Here is a 16,976-nt window from a genome sequence, read left to right as displayed (position 1 = left end):
TTTATTGTTTCAAAATCTCCATATGCAGTTCGGCCAGATCAGCCAGTTCACCCCATACCCCGGCCTTAACCAATTTTCTTTGTATCCTTTCGGGAATCTCCTCCCATTTTTTCCCCCGGGGCCAGGCTGCTCCGGCCAAGGTGTCGGCAACAAAACGGGAAAATACTTCATCAACGTAGGACACCCCCCCGGCATCCTGCCCATACCAGTCTTCCCGGACGCATTCAATGGTGCGGATCAACTGATGGCGCTGAGTTTTGGACAGGTGCTGCAGGCAGTTCCATATGGTTTTGAAACAGTCCAGACCCTCTAAATAGAAAGGCCGGGTGCGGCGGGGACGACGCCCCTCCTGATCATAGTAAATTTCAAAACGGCGGCCATTGGTATCCAAAAATTCAAAGTCAAAGGTGGACGGATAAAAATAAATCTGATCGCCTTCTTCCACATTCGCTGCGTGAACAACCCGGTTGGGCCTTGTTTGATTTTTCCCCAGCGGCAGCGTCGCTTCCGCTTCCCTCCTTTTCACGGCCTCCCCGTTTTTTCCAGTCCGCTTTTGCGCCAGGAAGAGATACGGATACCAGGGGTCCTTGGGATTTTTGTCTTTCATATTAAAGGGAAAATGACGTCTGAAAGGAGGTCGATCCTGCTCCAAAATCAGGAGGGACCGGCCTTCCATGGAAGCTCCGATTTCGGACTTGCCGTTTTGATCTTTTCCAACCCGCCAAATCTCGAAAGAAACGGATTTATCCAGCAGGGCCCGTCCCGCTTCCAGCAGGGAACGGACCGGTATACGACGCCCGGCATGGACAAGGCCCAAACTCAGGGGCAGGCGATCCTTTACTTTGCCCATTTCCCGCTCATATTTTTCTTTAATTTTCTCTATAATCCGAAGACTGCTGCAGGCCGGCACAAGCATCATAAAAGCACGGGGCTCCGCCAGCAAAGGGATAACAGGCGCATAGGGGGTCTCCTCATAGTCTATACGGGTAATGGTTATACCCTCCAAAAGGTTTGGGCTTTTTCGATCGGTTCGGCCTTCGGGGTTCCGCAGCACCGGTTGGCCGGCGTACAACTGCTCAAGGCATTTTTTTATATAGTCCGCGGCCTTTTCCGGCAGGTGGTTTTCCGTTTCTTTCGCTCCCAACCGACGGGCAATATACTCCAGATTGGCAGCGCTGAGAAGACAGCCCGTCCCTTTATCCGACGGTATCCAAACCACGTCCAGGTCCACGGAGCCCAGAACCAAATCATAGACATGGTAGTCCCCCAGCTTGGGTTCCGCGCTGAGGTAAATTTTAAGCCGCGGCTGCTTGGTACAAGAGGTTTCCAGAACTTCATCCCGCACTTCCTGCCAGAACCGGCGTGTTGTTTCCCAAATACGCCGCAGGCGGCTGAAAGAAGGCGTTTTGCTGACTTCTTGTTGTTCCTGTTTGCCGGGATCGGGTTCAATGACAAAAAGGGAACTTAAAAATACGCCGTCCAGCCAGTGGGTTAGCTCAAACTGTCCTACCACCAGGGCTACACGGCCGTTTACATCGGCCACTTCTTCCGTCCAGATGGTTTCTTGCAAATTTTCCGCCCAATTCTTGGAACGGTCCGAACGCCGCTTTTCACAAACATCACATACCGAACGCTGCGTGGATTTTCTTCCCGGCCCTTGGGGCCTCAAACCGCATACGGCGCAAACATCCGCAGTGTGCTGCTGCCAAAAATGCCTTATTTTATTGGGATCCGCCTGTGATATAGGCACAGCGGAAAGAAACTTTCCAATTTCAGGTAACTGATATTTCCTCCAGTCTTTAGGGTCTTGTCCATGCCAAGACTTTTCTTCCAATTTAATATGGGGCTGAATCTCACCCTCAACTTGGAGTTTAACATTCTGTTCCCCAGGATCCTTCTGAAATGTTTCCTTTATCAAAGTTTCCAGACTTTTACCGTTTCCGTCCGTCCTTTGCAGCAAGTCCTCCAGATCCGGCACCACATAAACACTGCCGTTTTCGTCCCGGTAGACTTCACTCCCCAGCGGATAGGTAACCTCCAGCAGCTCACGCACCCTGTCCAGGCCATGCCGCAACAAATTTTGCCGGGCCAGCAGATCGGGAATGCGGGATACCTCCGAGATATAGTCCAGGCCTTTGAACCGGACCCCCAGCAGCCGCCATGTAAGTTCATCCTGCTTTTTGACATCTTCCGTAAGCAGTGCTCCGGCCAAAGCGGCTTTATACAACGAGCCTACCAGCAACCCCCAGCTCCACAGATCCACCTCATTAATAGGTCGGCGGGTATCGGCCAATGCCTCAGAAAATAGCGCTTCCAGTTTCTCACGCAGTTTTTTCCGTTTTTCAGGATTATAATCCAGCAGGTCATTCCAGGGCAGCGCCCTTAGTCTTTCAGTCAAACAATTCGGGACATCTTTTTCAGAGCCGAAGGGCGTACTAATCTTAGTTCCCGGGTAAGATTGCTTCCCCCCATTCCGTCTTTGTTTGTCGAAATGGGATGTACGATGACAGCGGGAGAGGTAGCCTAGTAAGCCATCCTTTTCCCATTTTTCACCTAAGGCGCTCCTATAGAAACTAGCATGCAAAAGCTTCGGGATGGGAGCGGTCAATTTTTCCCCTATAGGAAAAGAAAGCTGTATTTCACCTAAATCTTTTTCATTTTTATTAATAATTTCTACCACCAAGCTTGTCTTTAAAAGTTTTTCCCTTTCATTATTCTCTTTGCTGTTAGAAAATTGCTCCTGCAAAAACTCCTCAGAACATTTAAAATAGTCATGCAGCCAGCCTACGGCTTCCGCCAGCAATAAAGACGCACGGTTTTCTTCCAGGATAATCAGGTTGTTCATACGGTCCCTCCCTCCTTCAGGCGGTCGGCAATCTTTCGGGCCTGACTGCGGAGATTTTCCAATGTGTTAAAAGTAACCTCCGTTGCCACCGGCAGCTGGTTTTGAGAAGGCCTTCCCTTTTCTCCGTCCCGGGAGGCTGCTTCCGGAAGCAATCCCCCTTCCCTTTCCCACCAGGCTTTCGCCTTGCTATAGAGCTGTTTTTTCTCCTTATTATATGTACGGCCCCGGTCTTCCAACCACTGCCGGTACGCCGCTTCTTCCTTTAAGCTGTTATCGGGGCAGTGTAGTTCTTCAATCAACCGGTTAGGTGCCTCCAGATAACGGGGCAGGCCCGGAGCCGGTCCCGTTGTTCCTTCCTCTTCAATCGCTTTGTTCGGCCAGTCCCATTTAAGGGTCAGCCTGCCTTCTCCATTCAAGCGTTCTTCCGCAATCCCGAAGCCGCTGCCGGTTTTAGCGCCAAAACCATATTGGGTCAGCATGGCTTTTATCCCGTCTGCTAAGAATTCCAAATCCCGGGCTACTTCTTTCCTGCAGTTTGTATCAAAGGAACCCACGGGCACATATAAAAGGGTAAATACTCCCTCGGCCTTTTGGGGCACACACTCCAGTAAAATCGGCCCTTTTTCGCTTCCTGTTCCGGTTTTAGAATCATGAGGATTGATCACTTCCAGTCCCACTTCCTGAAAGAAAGTCGGGAAAAAGTGGAGCCTACCGGCAATAAAGCCGCTGTCGGTCATGGAAAATCTTAAGCATCGTTGAAACCAGCAGGTTTGGAGCTTCCCTCCCAGCTTATCCAGATACCGGTTGTCCTTTTCATAAAAACCTCGTTCCGTACCGAACAGCCTTATCAGTTGTAAGCGTCGGGAAACAAATTTTTTACGGTTGACACGTTCCGCCTTTTCCAATGTTTCCAGCCCCGTCCACCACCGGGCCAGCTGCTGCAGCATCGCCGCCCGCAGTGCGCCCTTCCAGCCGGAGGCAGCCTCCATGGGCGTCTTAAATATTTTTTCCCGCCGCAGCGGGTTTTCTAAAAGGTAAAAAGCTTCCTCATTTTTGCTAAGATAAGGCTTCCGCAGCTTAAAAGGTATTTGAAGCAGGAAGCTAAACCAAGGCATTTGCTGAATTGCGGATATATCCGGAACAAAGCTGAATGCATCGGGTATTTTACAAAAATCGTAATGCTTTTCCTGCCAGGGGTTCATTTCGACCTTTAAGCTTTTCTGCCATTTTTTGCGTACAGAGCCATTCTCATTATGATCCAACGCTTCGTATAAATAGGCCAGATGTGGTTCCCGGAACCCCATAGCATTTTCGGTTATTCCGGTCTTTTGAAAAGCATAATAATCCAGCGGCATGTTATCCCTCCTTAATGCCCAGCAGGCTCTGCAAAAATCGTCGGGCATCACCGGTATTCGGCGTAACGGAATCCCGTGAATTGTCCATCTCCCGCCAAAACTCCAGGTTATATTTTTCAGTTAAATAACGATAGATTCTTTCAACAATCCTGTTCCGGTCCCATGCTTTCCCATAGCAATTCGCTTTTTCCGGAATCCAGCCCCAAATGCGTATTCGCCCGTCGCCGTAGGGACGGGATATTTTCACCTTGGACGCCATTCGCTCTCCGCTTTTAAGTGAAGTCCCCATGACAAAATGACGTACTTTTGGATCATCGGAGAATAACCGCCGCAAATCATATTTCAAATTGAAAGTTTCCTCTTTTCCGGTTTTCTTCGTCCTGATACAAGTCCAAAAGATATTTTTTAAGGAAGGATATCCGGCATAGCTTCGACTGCCGGAAGCGGCAACAAGCCTCCGGTATAACGGTCGGGTGTCAAAGGGACCGTTCACCGGCTCAATAATTCCAAACCCCATTTGGCTTCTGGCTCCCAGTGCCCCCCAGTCGGCTATAAACTGAATCAGTCCGCCAATAATATCCGGCGAAAATCTATGATCCCGGCTTTGTATCTGCATCTCAAAAGTTCCGGTTTTAGGCGTATTAGGTGGAGCTCCTTTTAAGTCGGATTCTGGAAAGTACCAAGTAGGGATCCGCTCTTTTCCTTCATCATTTGTATATTTCCTTTGGATAGCTTTGATCGGATGTTGAATTTTTTCGTTTTTAATATCCTTTTCTACTATGGACAAATAAAAGCGCCGCTTCCATCCCGTTGCCCCAAATATCTGGCATACGTCGCACAAGCCGGCCGCCCTTAAATATTCGGTTTCATTCTCTATCTCAAAATTTCTATATTGATCTGCTTTAAAATTACAATAATCCAATCCGGGACCACCGTGAACCTCACCGCCCAGCCCCCGCACCAACGCTTCATACCACCAACGCATGCTGCCCAAAAGACCCGTTTCATGGATACGGTCCACTTTTCCTCCGACCCCACCGGTCCATAAAGGTGTTAATGTCTTAATGTCCAGATTACCCACCTCTTCCTTTTCTATGTTCCATGATAGCGTTCAAGCGGAACGATAATATTCTAAATCTCTTGCCGATCTTTGCAGATATTTCATTGTTTAATATAGCTATTATACTAATCATGACACACTATAACAATAAATACCAACCATAATTTTATGTTAATTTTGAATAATAAAAAAATATGTTTTATTATGACTAACTTTGTCTTAAATTGCCGAATCAGAAAGTAAAACAGGGCCTCAAAGGCCCTGTTTTACTCAATAAAAAAACCTCACCTGATTTGGTGAGGCTTGTCTGGTGGGCGATGACGGGATCGAACCGCCGACATCCTGCTTGTAAGGCAGGCGCTCTCCCAGCTGAGCTAATCGCCCGGAATGGTGACCCCTACGGGATTCGAACCCGTGTTACCGCCGTGAAAGGGCGGTGTCTTAGGCCGCTTGACCAAGGGGCCGTATCTTAAAAATCCAATAAGCAATTTGAAAGGTCCCGGAACTCCAAACTGGTGGGCCCACCAGGATTCGAACCTGGAACCAGCCGGTTATGAGCCGGATGCTCTACCATTGAGCTATAGGCCCTTGATAATTTTGGCTCCCCGAGTAGGATTCGAACCTACAACCTACCGGTTAACAGCCGGTTGCTCTACCATTGAGCTATCGAGGAGCATTACCATGCGAGAGTTATTATACTAAAATAACCGGATCAGGTCAATATCTTCTTGCGGGTAGTTCCTAAACTTTTTACAGTTTTCTACCCGCCTTTTAATCCGGTTTGAATTAATCAAGATAATCCTTGAGTTTTTTACTGCGGCTGGGATGTCTCAGCTTGCGCAGGGTTTTGGCTTCGATCTGGCGGATCCGTTCCCTGGTGACGCCAAATTTTTGACCCACTTCTTCCAGGGTCCGGGCACGGCCGTCGTCCAGTCCAAAACGCAGGCGCAGTACCTTTTGCTCCCGGTCGGTTAAAGTCTTTAATACCTCATCCAATTGTTCCCTGAGTAGGGTAAAAGATGCTTCTTCAGCAGGAGCTCTGGCGTCCGCGTCTTCAATGAAATCTCCCAGATGTGAGTCTTCTTCCTCACCAATGGGTGTTTCCAGGGATACCGGTTCCTGGGCAATTTTCATAATTTCCCGTACTTTTTCCCCGGAAATTTCCATTTCCTTGGCAATTTCTTCGGGACTGGGCTCCCGGCCCAGTTCTTGAAGCAACTGTCGGGAAACCCGAATCAGCTTATTAATGGTTTCCACCATGTGTACCGGAATCCGTATGGTGCGCGCCTGATCCGCGATGGCCCTGGTGATGGCCTGGCGGATCCACCAGGTAGCGTAGGTGCTGAACTTAAAGCCCTTGCGGTAATCAAATTTCTCTACCGCTTTGATCAAGCCCAGGTTGCCTTCCTGAATTAAATCCAGGAAAAGCATGCCTCTGCCCACATAGCGTTTGGCAATGCTGACCACCAGGCGAAGGTTGGCCTCGGCCAGACGGCGTTTAGCTTCTTCATCTCCCGCTTCCATCCGTTCGGCCAGTTCCACTTCCTCTTCCGGGGACAGCAGCGGTACACGTCCAATTTCTTTGAGGTACATTCTCACCGGGTCATCAATGCCAATGCCCTCGGGAATGCTTAAGTCAACCTCTACCTCTACTTCTTCAGCGGGACCGTCGGCAGCGTCGTCTACTTCCAGTGGCTCCAGATCCGTAACTTCCGGGACGACTTCAATACCCATACTGGCAATTTTTTCGTATATGTCATCAATCTGATCCGCTGTTAAATCGGCACCCTGCAGACCGTCCATGATTTCATTATAAGATAAGACGCCGCGTTTTTTGCTTTTTTCTATTAGTTCTTTAACCAGTTCAACTTTCACTTCGTCCCTCACGTTGCCACTCCCCTTTCGGGCCCCTCGGATTTCATGATGGTTAAATTAACTTGCCGCCTTAGGAAAAGGACTTTCTCGGTATCGCCAAGCCTTTCCGCCGTGGCCAATTGCACCAGTAAGTCCTCCAGCCTTGCTTTTTGACTGGATTTTTTTATGGTTAAAACAAAATCACTGAATATTTGAACCAGATCATCTCTGGGTATTTCCTGTACTAATAATTTACTTAGAACCCTCTGCTGAGATTCCTCTAATTGATCCATCCGATTTAAAAGATCCTGTCCTAAATTTTGGTTGAGGATTCTATTGAAAATTTCCTGATAAACCGGATTTTGAAAAAAATCTTTGCCCAATTCAGCAACCATGCGATCCAGCCAGGTTTTGTCTTCCAGAGCCAGCCGTAACAAACCTGCTTCCGCCGCAGTCCTGGCATCCTGGGGGGTTTGTTGCATTCTGTGATGGGAATTACTTGCTATATTATGGCTATTTTCTGCAGTATTATGCCGATTTTGGTATTTTTTTCTGTTATTTGCCTTGTAAGCCTTTATTTCGGCCAGCACGGTCTCCCAATTTAATTGCAAAACCGTGGCCGTATAACGAACCGCCTCTTCCAATTCCAATGGACTGGCCACTGCAGCCAAGTTGGGTAGCACCTCCTGTAGAATACTTCTTTTTGCCGTGCTGTTTTTCAGGCCCACCTTCTTCACAGCCTGCGTTAACTTGAAATGAACCAGAGGAAGAGCGGCATCAATGATTTTAGACCAACCCGCCAAGCCATGACGCTGAATAAACTCGTCGGGGTCCTTATATTCCGGTATACTGGCGATGCGGACCTGGCAGCCCAGTTCCTGCAGTATTTCCGATGCTCTTATGGCTGCCTTGATCCCCGCTTCATCGGCATCATAGGCAACAACCGCTTGATGGGTGTAGTTCATTAACAGCTTACCCTGTTCCCGGGTAAAGGCTGTTCCCAGTGAGGCAACGGCATTGGTTACCCCATGTTGATAAGTGGAAACAACATCGAGGTAACCTTCCATTAAGACGGCGAACCCTTGTTCACGAATTCCCCGCCGGGCGATGTGCAGCCCGTATAATAATTGACCTTTATTAAAATATTCGCCTTCAGGGGAGTTGAGATATTTGGGGGTATCGTCTCCCAGAGTTCTTCCGCCAAAGCCTACCACTCTGCCCTGGGTATCCCAAATGGGAAACATAATCCTGTCCCTAAACCGGTCAAAGTACCTTCCAGTCTCCTTGGCCTGGATCAGCCCCAATTTGGCTAATTCCTCACTGGAGATGTCCTTTGAGTTTAAAAAGCGGACCAGATGATCCCAGCCTGGCAAGGAGTAGCCTAGCTGAAAGGTTTCCCTGACTTCCTGAGAAAGGTTGCGTTTCTCCAAATACTGAACAGCACTCAGGCCAACCTCCTTTGACAGCCAAAAACGAAAGACATCTCTCACCAGGCCATAAATTTCCAGGGCCCGGTTTTTTTTGTTCTGACGGGCCAGGTCCCTTGGGGAACGCTCTTCCGGGATCATTACCCCGGCTTTCGCTCCCAGAAAGCGAACCGCTTCAGGGAAAGAAAGACCTTCCACCATCATAATAAATTTAAAAACGTTACCGCCAACACCACACCCAAAACAATGAAATATTTGTTTTTCGGGATTAATGTTGAAGGAAGGCGTTTTTTCCTGGTGAAAGGGGCATCGAGCCACAAAGTTTTTGCCACGCCTCTCCGAAGAGAGATATTGCGAAATTACTTCGACAATATCCGATTTTTGTTTGATGTCTTCAATAATATCTTCCGAGATCAATGAACTCATAAACTCACCCTCAGATGTAGCAAATAAAAATAAAATTCTACATCCCGGGATGTATTTCCTGCTAATGGAATATCTCGGAATTGGGCTACAGTTTAAAGACTATTCGCTGTCACTGGAATATTTCCTGCAACACTTCGACAATTTTTCTCTTCACAACAACTTTATTATTACCAATATTTGCAATCTCTATATCTCATCGGGATTTAATCCAGGGGAAATCCCTCGGGAATAAACAATTTTTTATAAAGCGCTACAGCAAACCGGTCGGTCATTCCGGCAATGTAATCCACCACCACCCTGGGTATCTCCTCAGAATTTGTCCTAATTAAAAGATCCCGGGGAAGAGCTGCCGGTTGTTTACAGAAATAAGCAAAGAGACTTTCCACAATATAACGCGCTTTGTTTTCTTCCATTTTAGCTTCGGAACCAATATATACATTTTCAAACATAAAGGTTCGTAGTTTATCTACCGCTCCTCGAACTTCCGGGCTCATCTTAATTTCCCCTTGGTCCTGGCTGGAACGAATTAAATCCAACACCATGGTGTTGATTCTTTGACTGTGGCGAAGGCCCAAAACCTCCAGGCAGTCCGGCGGCAGTTGCGCCTGTTGGATCACTCCCGCCCGTAGGGCGTCATCAATGTCGTGATTAATGTAGGCAATGCGGTCGGCAATTTTCACCACCTGCCCTTCCAGGGTTAAAGGCTTCATGGGTCCGGTATGATTTAAAATGCCGTCCCGGACCTCTTTGGTCAGGTTTAACCCATGGCCGCCTTCCAGCCGCTCCACCACCCGGAGGCTCTGTTCATTATGCCGGAATCCCGGTGCAAAAACCCGGTTCAGCACCTGCTCGCCCGCATGCCCAAAGGGAGTATGTCCCAAATCATGGCCCAGAGCAATGGCCTCGGTTAAATCTTCATTTAGACGAAGGGCTTTGGCGCAGGTTCTGGCAATCTGGGCCACTTCCAGGGTATGGGTCAGGCGGGTGCGGTAATGATCCCCTTCGGGGATAATAAATACCTGGGTTTTTAATTTTAAACGCCGGAAAGCCTTGGAGTGGATAATCCTGTCACGGTCCCGCTGGAATACCGTACGAACCGGGCAAGGTTCCTCCGGTCGCTCTCTGCCCCTGCTTTCCCTGCTTTGGCAGGCAAAGGGAGAGAGTATTTGCTGTTCCAGTTCCTCCGTCTGCAGTCGGATGTCTTTCATTTAGGTCAACCTCTTTTTCGTTCCCTCAAGGGCAATGTGGCCTGGGACACTTCCAGGACCCGGCTCCCTAAAATACGACAGCGTTTGGCTCCTTCGGGGTCCTTCGCGGCCGGTTTCTGAACGCAGACTCCCTGATGTCCCGGATCGGTATGGTAAGAACCGTCACCCACAACCGTCATGCCGTGAACCAGCATGATCTCCTGCAGGGCCCGGACGGTGCTTTCCTGTCCTCCAAAACGAGAAGTTCCCACGGCTACAGCGGCTCCCACCACATCCACCAGCGCTTTTTCTTTGCGCAGGGCACGGCTTTTATCCCAGAGAAGTTTTAAGGGAGAGGCCACCGTTCCAAAATAAACCGGGCTCCCCATGATAATGCCGTCCGCACTTTGCAGGAGCGTAAAGAGCTCCTGCAAAGGGGTTCCTTCATAGCAAACCCCGGCACAAGGAGTGGTACAGGCATCACAGAATAATGGATCGGCGGTTATTACAATTTCAGCAACCTGAACCAGCTTGGTTTCTGCTCCCAATTCTTCCGCCGCCCTCAGGGCTTCCTTCAATAGAAAGGCGGTATTGCCATCGGCGTTGGGGCTTCCGTTTAAACCAACAATTAACATGATGATCCTCCTCAAAAAAGTTTCAGCAAGAGTTATAAAACTTTATGTCAAGGATCCTTTCTTTAGACCGGCCTTTGCCAGAAAGACCTCATCCCAAAGGGTATAGACCGGTCCGGAAGGCCTGAGTTCACTTTGCATCAGTTGAATCGAAGCAACCGACCAACTGCCGAACAGGGTTTGTTTCAGTTGAAAGATTTGCTGCTGTAATGCCTCTGTAGAACCAAACTCTTTGGTTCTGCCCAAGGTTAAATGGGGAGAAAAGGGACGTTTTTCCCGGGTGAAACCCAGATTTTCCAGCCCTTGCTCCAGGTCGCCCTGCAGCCCCAGCAGTTTTTCCACCGGGCCGTGAATTCCGGCCCAGAGGACCTTGGGCCTACCCTGTCGGGGAAAGGTACCCACACCCTTCAGAGTCAGATCAAAGGCGGCAGTCCCCTCCGCTGCTTGTCTCATCCCTTCTACCAAGGAAGGGCATTGTGAGACCGGAGTATCTCCCAGAAACTTCAGGGTAAGATGAAAGTTCTCCGGGACTACCCATTTTACATGGGCTCCGGGTAAACTTCTTTGGATCTCGGCTAATTTTTGTTTCAACGGGTCCGGTAACCCAATGGCTATAAACAGCCTGAGTTTTTTCACGGTTTTCTCCTTTACTTATGGATAGAAATTATTCGACGGCAAAAATGAAAATTCCTTTTTTGTAAAGGTCTGTTTTTGTAAGATTTACCCCTTGTGCCTGGAGTAAATGGATTTTTCCCCTTTCCACCTGCTTTTTCGCGTCATTTTGTTCCTTGACGCAAAAAAACAGGGCAGCTAGAATATTGCCCTGTTTTATCACTTTTATCCTTACCCGTTCTTGATCTTGGCCTGGTAAACTGCTATCAAAATAGACCAATCACCATTTTTGACTATTATGGAACACTTCTTGTAATCTTATGGGCGACCTTCGTTTTTAATGTCAATTTGTTTATCCAGCCTACAATAACCAGCCATAATCTTGGCGCGTATCGACAACCGCGTCCACATATACGGTGCTTTCCTTGATCTGATAGACCAATAAATACCTTTTCTCCAATAAGAGTTTTCGGTATTTCCCTGACGGAATCAGCCGGTCAACCAGCCATGGATTTCTTTCCGGGAACTGTTCCAATGACTTTGCCCTTACCTGAAAGTCTTCAATTAACCGCATAGCTGCATGCTCACTAACCTGTGCCAGAAACTGTACGTGTGATACCAGCATTTGCTTGGCCTCATCGGAAACAACTACGGTGTACCGTTTATTTTCGCTGTCCATCCAGCACCTCTCGGACTGCTGCTTTCATCATAGCAGAGACCTCGTCAATGGAATAACCTGGTTTTCCATTCAACCTGCCTTCTTCTGCAGCAACCAGATTTTCTCTTAGCCGAAGCATACTTTCCCTTCTTGCAAAAGTTTCTATATCCATGACCACAAGATCCCCTTCTCCGTTTTTCGTAAGATAAACCGGTTCTCCTGACCGCTTGCACAATTCGGAGATCTCATTATAATTTTTGCGGATTGCTGCGGACGGCTTAATATTCATCATACAAATCACCTTTCTCGGTAGCAATAATATACCCTTATTGTATGCTTATTATACTACCGCCGAATCGATTTGTCTATAATATGCTGCTATCCCCTATACACCGGGAGTTCTATCAGCACTAAATCCTTTTATTTACCCCACTTCGTCTCAAATAGCCGTTAACAAAGCGGTTTTGTCCTATCCTTTTATAGAACATAAAAACCGCCGATAAAGATGCTTTTTCAATACCTTTATCGGCGGGTAACATTACCTAGAACCAGACACTCCTAATTTTTGTACGTATCCCAGTTTTGAGAGCTTTATCTATATCATTTCAAGCCTTACTTCGATTGGCCCTTGTTGTTAACAGCGGCCTGAGCCGCAGCCAGCCGGGCGATGGGAACCCGGTAGGGTGAACAACTTACATAATCCAGCCCGATCAGGTGGCAAAACTCAATGGAACTAGGCTCTCCGCCATGCTCCCCGCAAATGCCGATCAGCAGGTTTGGTTTTACCCGGCGGACGTTTTCAACGGTCCATTGCATGAGCTTACCCACACCCTTGCGGTCCAACACCACAAAGGGATTTTCCGCAAGGATTTTTTTGTCCAGATAGTGGTGCATAAATTTACCCTCGGCATCATCCCTGGAAAAACCCAGGGTGGTCTGAGTTAAGTCGTTGGTGCCAAAGGAAAAGAACTCGGCCTGGGAAGCAATCTCATCCGCCAACAGAGCCGCTCGGGGAACCTCGATCATGGTGCCTACCGTGTAATGGAAATCCACTCCGGTGGCTTCTTTTACCTCTTCCGCCACTTGCTCCACCAGTTGACGCAGGTAAGCCAGCTCTTTCACTTCAATCACCAGCGGGATTTCCACCTCCGGCTCCACCCGGTATCCTTCGCTCACCAGGCGAGCAGTGGCCTGGAAGACGGCCCGGGCCTGCATGGCGTAAACCTCCGGCCAGGTAATGCCCAACCGGCAGCCCCGGTGGCCCAGCATGGGATTGAATTCCGACAGGGAACGGACTTTCCGTAATAGCTCCTCTTTGGCTTTCAATTCTCCGGCATCGCCGTTGGTAAGCTTCAGCCGGGCAATTTCCACCGACAGTTCCTCGGCATTGGGTAAAAATTCATGCAGAGGCGGATCCAACAGCCGGATGCATACCGGCAGGCTTTCCATGGCCTTTAAAATTCCGTAAAAATCTTCTTCCTGCATAGGTAGAAGCTTGGCCAAAGCCTCCGCTCTCTCCTCCAGATCGGCGGCAAGAATCATTTCCTGAACAATGGGTAAGCGGTCCTGAGCCATAAACATATGCTCGGTGCGGGTCAAACCAATCCCCCCGGCACCAAATTCTCTGGCCCTGGCCGCATCCTCCGGTGTATCGGCATTGGCCCGGACATCCAGCGTGCGGATTTCGTCGGCCCACTCCAATAGCTGCAGAAATTCCTTCGATAACTCCGGCTCAATCATGGACACCTCGCCCAGCATAACCTGCCCGGTGGATCCGTCAATGGAAATCACTTCTCCGGCCTTGATCCCCTGATTGCCTACCAGGAATTGTTCATTCTCGTAATCAATTTTAATGGCTTCGCAGCCACAGACGCAGGGTTTCCCCATGCCCCTGGCCACCACGGCGGCATGGCTGGTCATGCCGCCCCGGGACGTCAGAATGCCCTGGGCCGCCACCATACCGTGAATATCGTCCGGGGTGGTTTCCGTCCCTACCAGGATCACCTTTTGCCCCTGTTCGCCCAATTTCTCCGCCAGATCGGCGCTGAAGACCACCGCGCCGAAGGCGGAACCCGGCGAAGCGGGCAGCCCCTTGGCGATAACATCCAGCTTTACGCCGGGATCAATGCGGCGGTGCAGCAGTTGGTCCAATTGTGCGGGATCAATCCGCCCAATGGCTTTTTCTTTATCAATCAGTCCTTCTTCCACCATTTCTACCGCAATGCGGATGGCTGCCTGGGCGGTCCGTTTACCGTTGCGGGTCTGCAGCATCCACAGTTTGTTTCGTTCAATAGTAAATTCAATGTCCTGCATATCTTTATAATGATTTTCCAGCAGGGTGCAGGTCCGGGTAAACTGCTGGTATACATCGGGCATTTCTTCCGCCAGTTTGGCAATGGGCTGGGGGGTGCGGATCCCCGCCACCACATCTTCTCCCTGGGCATTGGTTAAATACTCGCCATAAAGAATGCTTTCACCGGTGGACGGGTTGCGGGTAAAGGCCACGCCGGTACCGCAGTCGTCGCCCATATTGCCGAAAACCATGGCCTGAACATTCACGGCGGTGCCTAAGTCGTCGGAAATTTTATGAATTTTACGGTAAACAATGGCCCGGTCATTTTCCCAGGAGTTAAACACGGCAAAAATAGCCTGATAAAGCTGCTGCACAGGATCTTGAGGGAATTCCTTACCGGTTTCCCTGCGTACGATGGCCTTATACTGATCAATCACTTCCTGCCAGTCTTCGGCAGTTAATTGATTGTCGTACTGCACCCCGCGTTTATGTTTTTGATCCTCTAAGACCCCTTCAAACCGGTGGTGCTCCACATCCAGCACCACATTACCAAACATTTGAATAAAACGCCGGTAGCAGTCATAGGCCCAGCGGGGATTGCCGCTGCTGGCGGCCAGACCGATCACCGTCTGATCGTTTAAACCCAGATTTAAAACGGTATCCATCATCCCCGGCATGGAAATAACCGCCCCGGAACGCACGGATACCAGCAGGGGCCCGTTGGGGTCGCCAAACTTTTTATCCAGAATCTGTTCCAGCCAGTCTACCTTTTCCTGGACTTCCGACTCCATGCCCTCGGGAAACTTGCGGCCGGCTTTATAAAATTCTTTGCAGGCCTCTGTGGTAATGGTAAAACCGGGCGGTACCGGCAGCCCGATATTGGTCATCTCCGCCAGGTTGGCTCCTTTCCCCCCCAGAAGACCTTTCATTTCCGCCCTTCCCTCGGAGAAAGTATAAACATATTTTTTGGACGACAATTGAATTCCCTCCTATTCTAACTTGAAACGGACTCCGGCCAAAAAAGGGCGATGTGAAACAAGAGCCCGGTTAGTTTAAGAAATGGTGTCCTTTACCGGTGGTTATGCCGTTCGCCCCGGTAATAAATCTCCAGGACTTTGCTGGCGGTTTCTTCCACGGCCTTATTGGTTACATCAATGATGGGACAACCAACCCGCTTCATAATGGATTCGGCATATTCCAGTTCCTTTAAAATCCGTTCGGGGCTGGCATAATCCGCATGGGAAGTCAGGCCCAGAGTTTTTAAACGTTCGGTGCGGATAATATTTAACTGTCCGGGCTTAATGGTTAAGCCAATGGTTTTATGGGGCGGCAGGTTAAAAATCTCCTGGGGCGGCGCCACTTCAGGCACCAGCGGGACATTGGCCGCCTTAATCCTTTTATGAGCCAAATACATGCTCAAGGGCGTTTTGGAGGTCCGGGACACCCCTAAAACCACCAAATCGGCCCGTAAAATTCCCCGGGGATCCTTGCCGTCATCATATTTTACGGCAAATTCAATGGCCTCTACCCGCCGGAAGTATTCCTCATCCAGCTTGCGCACCAAACCCGGCTCCAGTTTGGGAGGACCCGATGTAATCAGGGTCAGGGCATCCAGGAAGGGGCCCATAATGTCTACCATGGGGATATGGTGCTTGTCGGCTTCCCGAACCAGGACCTCCCTCAATTCCGGCAATACCAGGGTAAAGGCAATAATACAATTTTCGCCCCGGGCTTCGTCAACAATATTGACGATATCCTGGGGATCATTAACATAGGGAACCCTCCGGATCTGCACATTCCCACCGTTAAACTGGCTCACAGCCGCTTTAGCCACCAGTTCGGCCGTTTCGCCGATGGAATCGGAAACAATATAGACCACCGGAGTATCGTTCTTGGGCGCGATGATGATTAACCCCTCCTCATGATCCTTCTCCCAGCTCCACAAATATCCGGGTAACGTTGGTCTTACTCAATCTCCCCACTACCTCGAACTGCTTTTCATTTACCTCCGGCACAGGCTTGACTACCGGCAGGGAATCAACCTCGTGGGTCAATAGCTTATAAGCCGCCAGCCAAACGGAGTCATTTTCCAAAGCAAAGTGCACATTGGGCATACGGGTCATAATGACTCCCACCGGCAGTTTATTGATGTCGTGGCCCCCAAGGGTTGTCTTCAGCAGATCTTTCCGGGAAACAACCCCTTCCAGCAGCCCGCCTTCCCGCACCACATACAGCGTACCCACATCCTCGATAAACATGGTGACTACTGCGTCATAAACGGTGCAGCTTTCGGGGACAACAATGGGAACCGACTTAACATCCCCTACTTTGATGCCGGTAATTTTCTCCGCCAATACCCGATCGGTGGACTTACCGCTGTAAAAGTACCCTACTCTGGGTCTTGCATCCAGCAGCCCGGCCATGGTTAGTATGGCCAAATCGGGTCTCAGGGTGGCCCGGGTTAAATTCAGTTTTTCTGCGATCTGTTCGCCAGTGATGGGGCCATTCTTTTTAACAATCTCAATGATGGTTTCCTGCCTTTTTGAAAGTTCCATCCCATCACTCCCAAAAGGAATTATGACATACTAATTACATAAACCAATACTTATAATATATATTATATTAAT

13 protein-coding genes and 4 tRNA genes are annotated in these 16,976 nt (G+C 49.2%); all 17 read right to left on the bottom strand.

Features of this window, described 5'->3' with window-relative positions:
• Position 1: 1 nt before the first annotated feature.
• Positions 2–2,845, bottom strand: coding sequence for a CRISPR-associated protein Csx11 (locus DESRU_RS05995; protein ID WP_013841220.1), 2,844 nt, complete (start codon positions 2,843–2,845; stop codon positions 2–4).
• Positions 2,842–4,200 (bottom strand): hypothetical protein, encoded by a 1,359-nt coding sequence (locus tag DESRU_RS05990; protein ID WP_013841219.1) that lies wholly within the window; start codon positions 4,198–4,200, stop codon positions 2,842–2,844. The genes DESRU_RS05995 and DESRU_RS05990 overlap by 4 nt, the downstream gene beginning before the upstream one ends.
• 1 nt (position 4,201) lies before the next feature.
• Positions 4,202–5,281, bottom strand: coding sequence for a type III-B CRISPR module RAMP protein Cmr1 (gene cmr1, locus DESRU_RS05985; protein ID WP_013841218.1), 1,080 nt, complete (start codon positions 5,279–5,281; stop codon positions 4,202–4,204).
• A gap of 287 nt (positions 5,282–5,568) precedes the next feature.
• A tRNA-Val gene (locus DESRU_RS05980) sits at positions 5,569–5,644 on the bottom strand.
• 4 nt (positions 5,645–5,648) lie between these two features.
• A tRNA-Glu gene (locus tag DESRU_RS05975) sits at positions 5,649–5,724 on the bottom strand.
• Positions 5,725–5,773: 49 nt separating this feature from the next.
• Positions 5,774–5,848, bottom strand: a tRNA-Ile gene (locus DESRU_RS05970).
• 10 nt (positions 5,849–5,858) lie between these two features.
• Positions 5,859–5,933 (bottom strand) — tRNA-Asn (locus DESRU_RS05965).
• Between the two features lie 113 nt (positions 5,934–6,046).
• Positions 6,047–7,147, bottom strand: a complete 1,101-nt coding sequence (gene rpoD / locus DESRU_RS05960; RefSeq protein WP_013841217.1) for an RNA polymerase sigma factor RpoD — start codon at positions 7,145–7,147, stop codon at positions 6,047–6,049.
• Positions 7,144–8,967, bottom strand: a complete 1,824-nt coding sequence (dnaG, locus tag DESRU_RS05955) for a DNA primase (protein ID WP_013841216.1) — start codon at positions 8,965–8,967, stop codon at positions 7,144–7,146. Before dnaG ends, rpoD begins: the two co-directional genes overlap by 4 nt.
• A 203-nt stretch (positions 8,968–9,170) precedes the next feature.
• Positions 9,171–10,175, bottom strand: coding sequence for a deoxyguanosinetriphosphate triphosphohydrolase (locus tag DESRU_RS05950; protein WP_013841215.1), 1,005 nt, complete (start codon positions 10,173–10,175; stop codon positions 9,171–9,173).
• A 5-nt stretch (positions 10,176–10,180) separates the two neighbouring features.
• The gene (locus DESRU_RS05945) at positions 10,181–10,789 is read right to left on the bottom strand and encodes a flavodoxin family protein (protein WP_013841214.1); all 609 of its coding nucleotides are present in this window, start codon (positions 10,787–10,789) and stop codon (positions 10,181–10,183) included.
• A 42-nt stretch (positions 10,790–10,831) separates the two neighbouring features.
• Positions 10,832–11,422: an RNA 2',3'-cyclic phosphodiesterase gene (thpR, locus tag DESRU_RS05940; RefSeq protein ID WP_013841213.1), complete on the bottom strand. Its 591-nt coding sequence runs from the start codon at positions 11,420–11,422 to the stop codon at positions 10,832–10,834.
• Positions 11,423–11,759: 337 nt separating this feature from the next.
• Positions 11,760–12,077: a type II toxin-antitoxin system RelE/ParE family toxin gene (locus tag DESRU_RS05930; protein WP_013841211.1), complete on the bottom strand. Its 318-nt coding sequence runs from the start codon at positions 12,075–12,077 to the stop codon at positions 11,760–11,762.
• Positions 12,061–12,345 (bottom strand): type II toxin-antitoxin system prevent-host-death family antitoxin, encoded by a 285-nt coding sequence (locus tag DESRU_RS05925; RefSeq protein WP_333542392.1) that lies wholly within the window; start codon positions 12,343–12,345, stop codon positions 12,061–12,063. The genes DESRU_RS05930 and DESRU_RS05925 overlap by 17 nt, the downstream gene beginning before the upstream one ends.
• A 323-nt stretch (positions 12,346–12,668) precedes the next feature.
• On the bottom strand, positions 12,669–15,326 hold the full coding sequence (gene ppdK / locus DESRU_RS05920) for a pyruvate, phosphate dikinase (protein WP_013841209.1): 2,658 nt from the start codon (positions 15,324–15,326) through the stop codon (positions 12,669–12,671).
• A 92-nt stretch (positions 15,327–15,418) separates the two neighbouring features.
• The gene (locus tag DESRU_RS05915; protein WP_013841208.1) at positions 15,419–16,294 is read right to left on the bottom strand and encodes a pyruvate, water dikinase regulatory protein; all 876 of its coding nucleotides are present in this window, start codon (positions 16,292–16,294) and stop codon (positions 15,419–15,421) included.
• The gene (gene ccpN / locus DESRU_RS05910; protein WP_013841207.1) at positions 16,269–16,904 is read right to left on the bottom strand and encodes a transcriptional regulator CcpN; all 636 of its coding nucleotides are present in this window, start codon (positions 16,902–16,904) and stop codon (positions 16,269–16,271) included. The genes DESRU_RS05915 and ccpN overlap by 26 nt, the downstream gene beginning before the upstream one ends.
• Positions 16,905–16,976: the final 72 nt, after the last annotated feature.

This window comes from Desulforamulus ruminis DSM 2154, assembly GCF_000215085.1.
Taxonomy (GTDB): domain Bacteria; phylum Bacillota; class Desulfotomaculia; order Desulfotomaculales; family Desulfotomaculaceae; genus Desulfotomaculum; species Desulfotomaculum ruminis.
Note: the sequence above shows the minus strand (reverse complement) of the source record. Positions and strands in the feature narration are given on the sequence as shown.

Coding starts and splice junctions, on each gene's coding strand:
- ccpN (WP_013841207.1), bottom strand. CDS start 16,904: ATGGAACTTTCAAAAAGGCAGGAAACCATCATTGAGATTGTTAAAAAG.
- dnaG (WP_013841216.1), bottom strand. CDS start 8,967: ATGAGTTCATTGATCTCGGAAGATATTATTGAAGACATCAAACAAAAA.
- DESRU_RS05950 (WP_013841215.1), bottom strand. CDS start 10,175: ATGAAAGACATCCGACTGCAGACGGAGGAACTGGAACAGCAAATACTC.
- DESRU_RS05930 (WP_013841211.1), bottom strand. CDS start 12,077: ATGGACAGCGAAAATAAACGGTACACCGTAGTTGTTTCCGATGAGGCC.
- DESRU_RS05945 (WP_013841214.1), bottom strand. CDS start 10,789: ATGTTAATTGTTGGTTTAAACGGAAGCCCCAACGCCGATGGCAATACC.
- DESRU_RS05925 (WP_333542392.1), bottom strand. CDS start 12,345: ATGAATATTAAGCCGTCCGCAGCAATCCGCAAAAATTATAATGAGATC.
- DESRU_RS05990 (WP_013841219.1), bottom strand. CDS start 4,200: ATGCCGCTGGATTATTATGCTTTTCAAAAGACCGGAATAACCGAAAAT.
- DESRU_RS05995 (WP_013841220.1), bottom strand. CDS start 2,845: ATGAACAACCTGATTATCCTGGAAGAAAACCGTGCGTCTTTATTGCTG.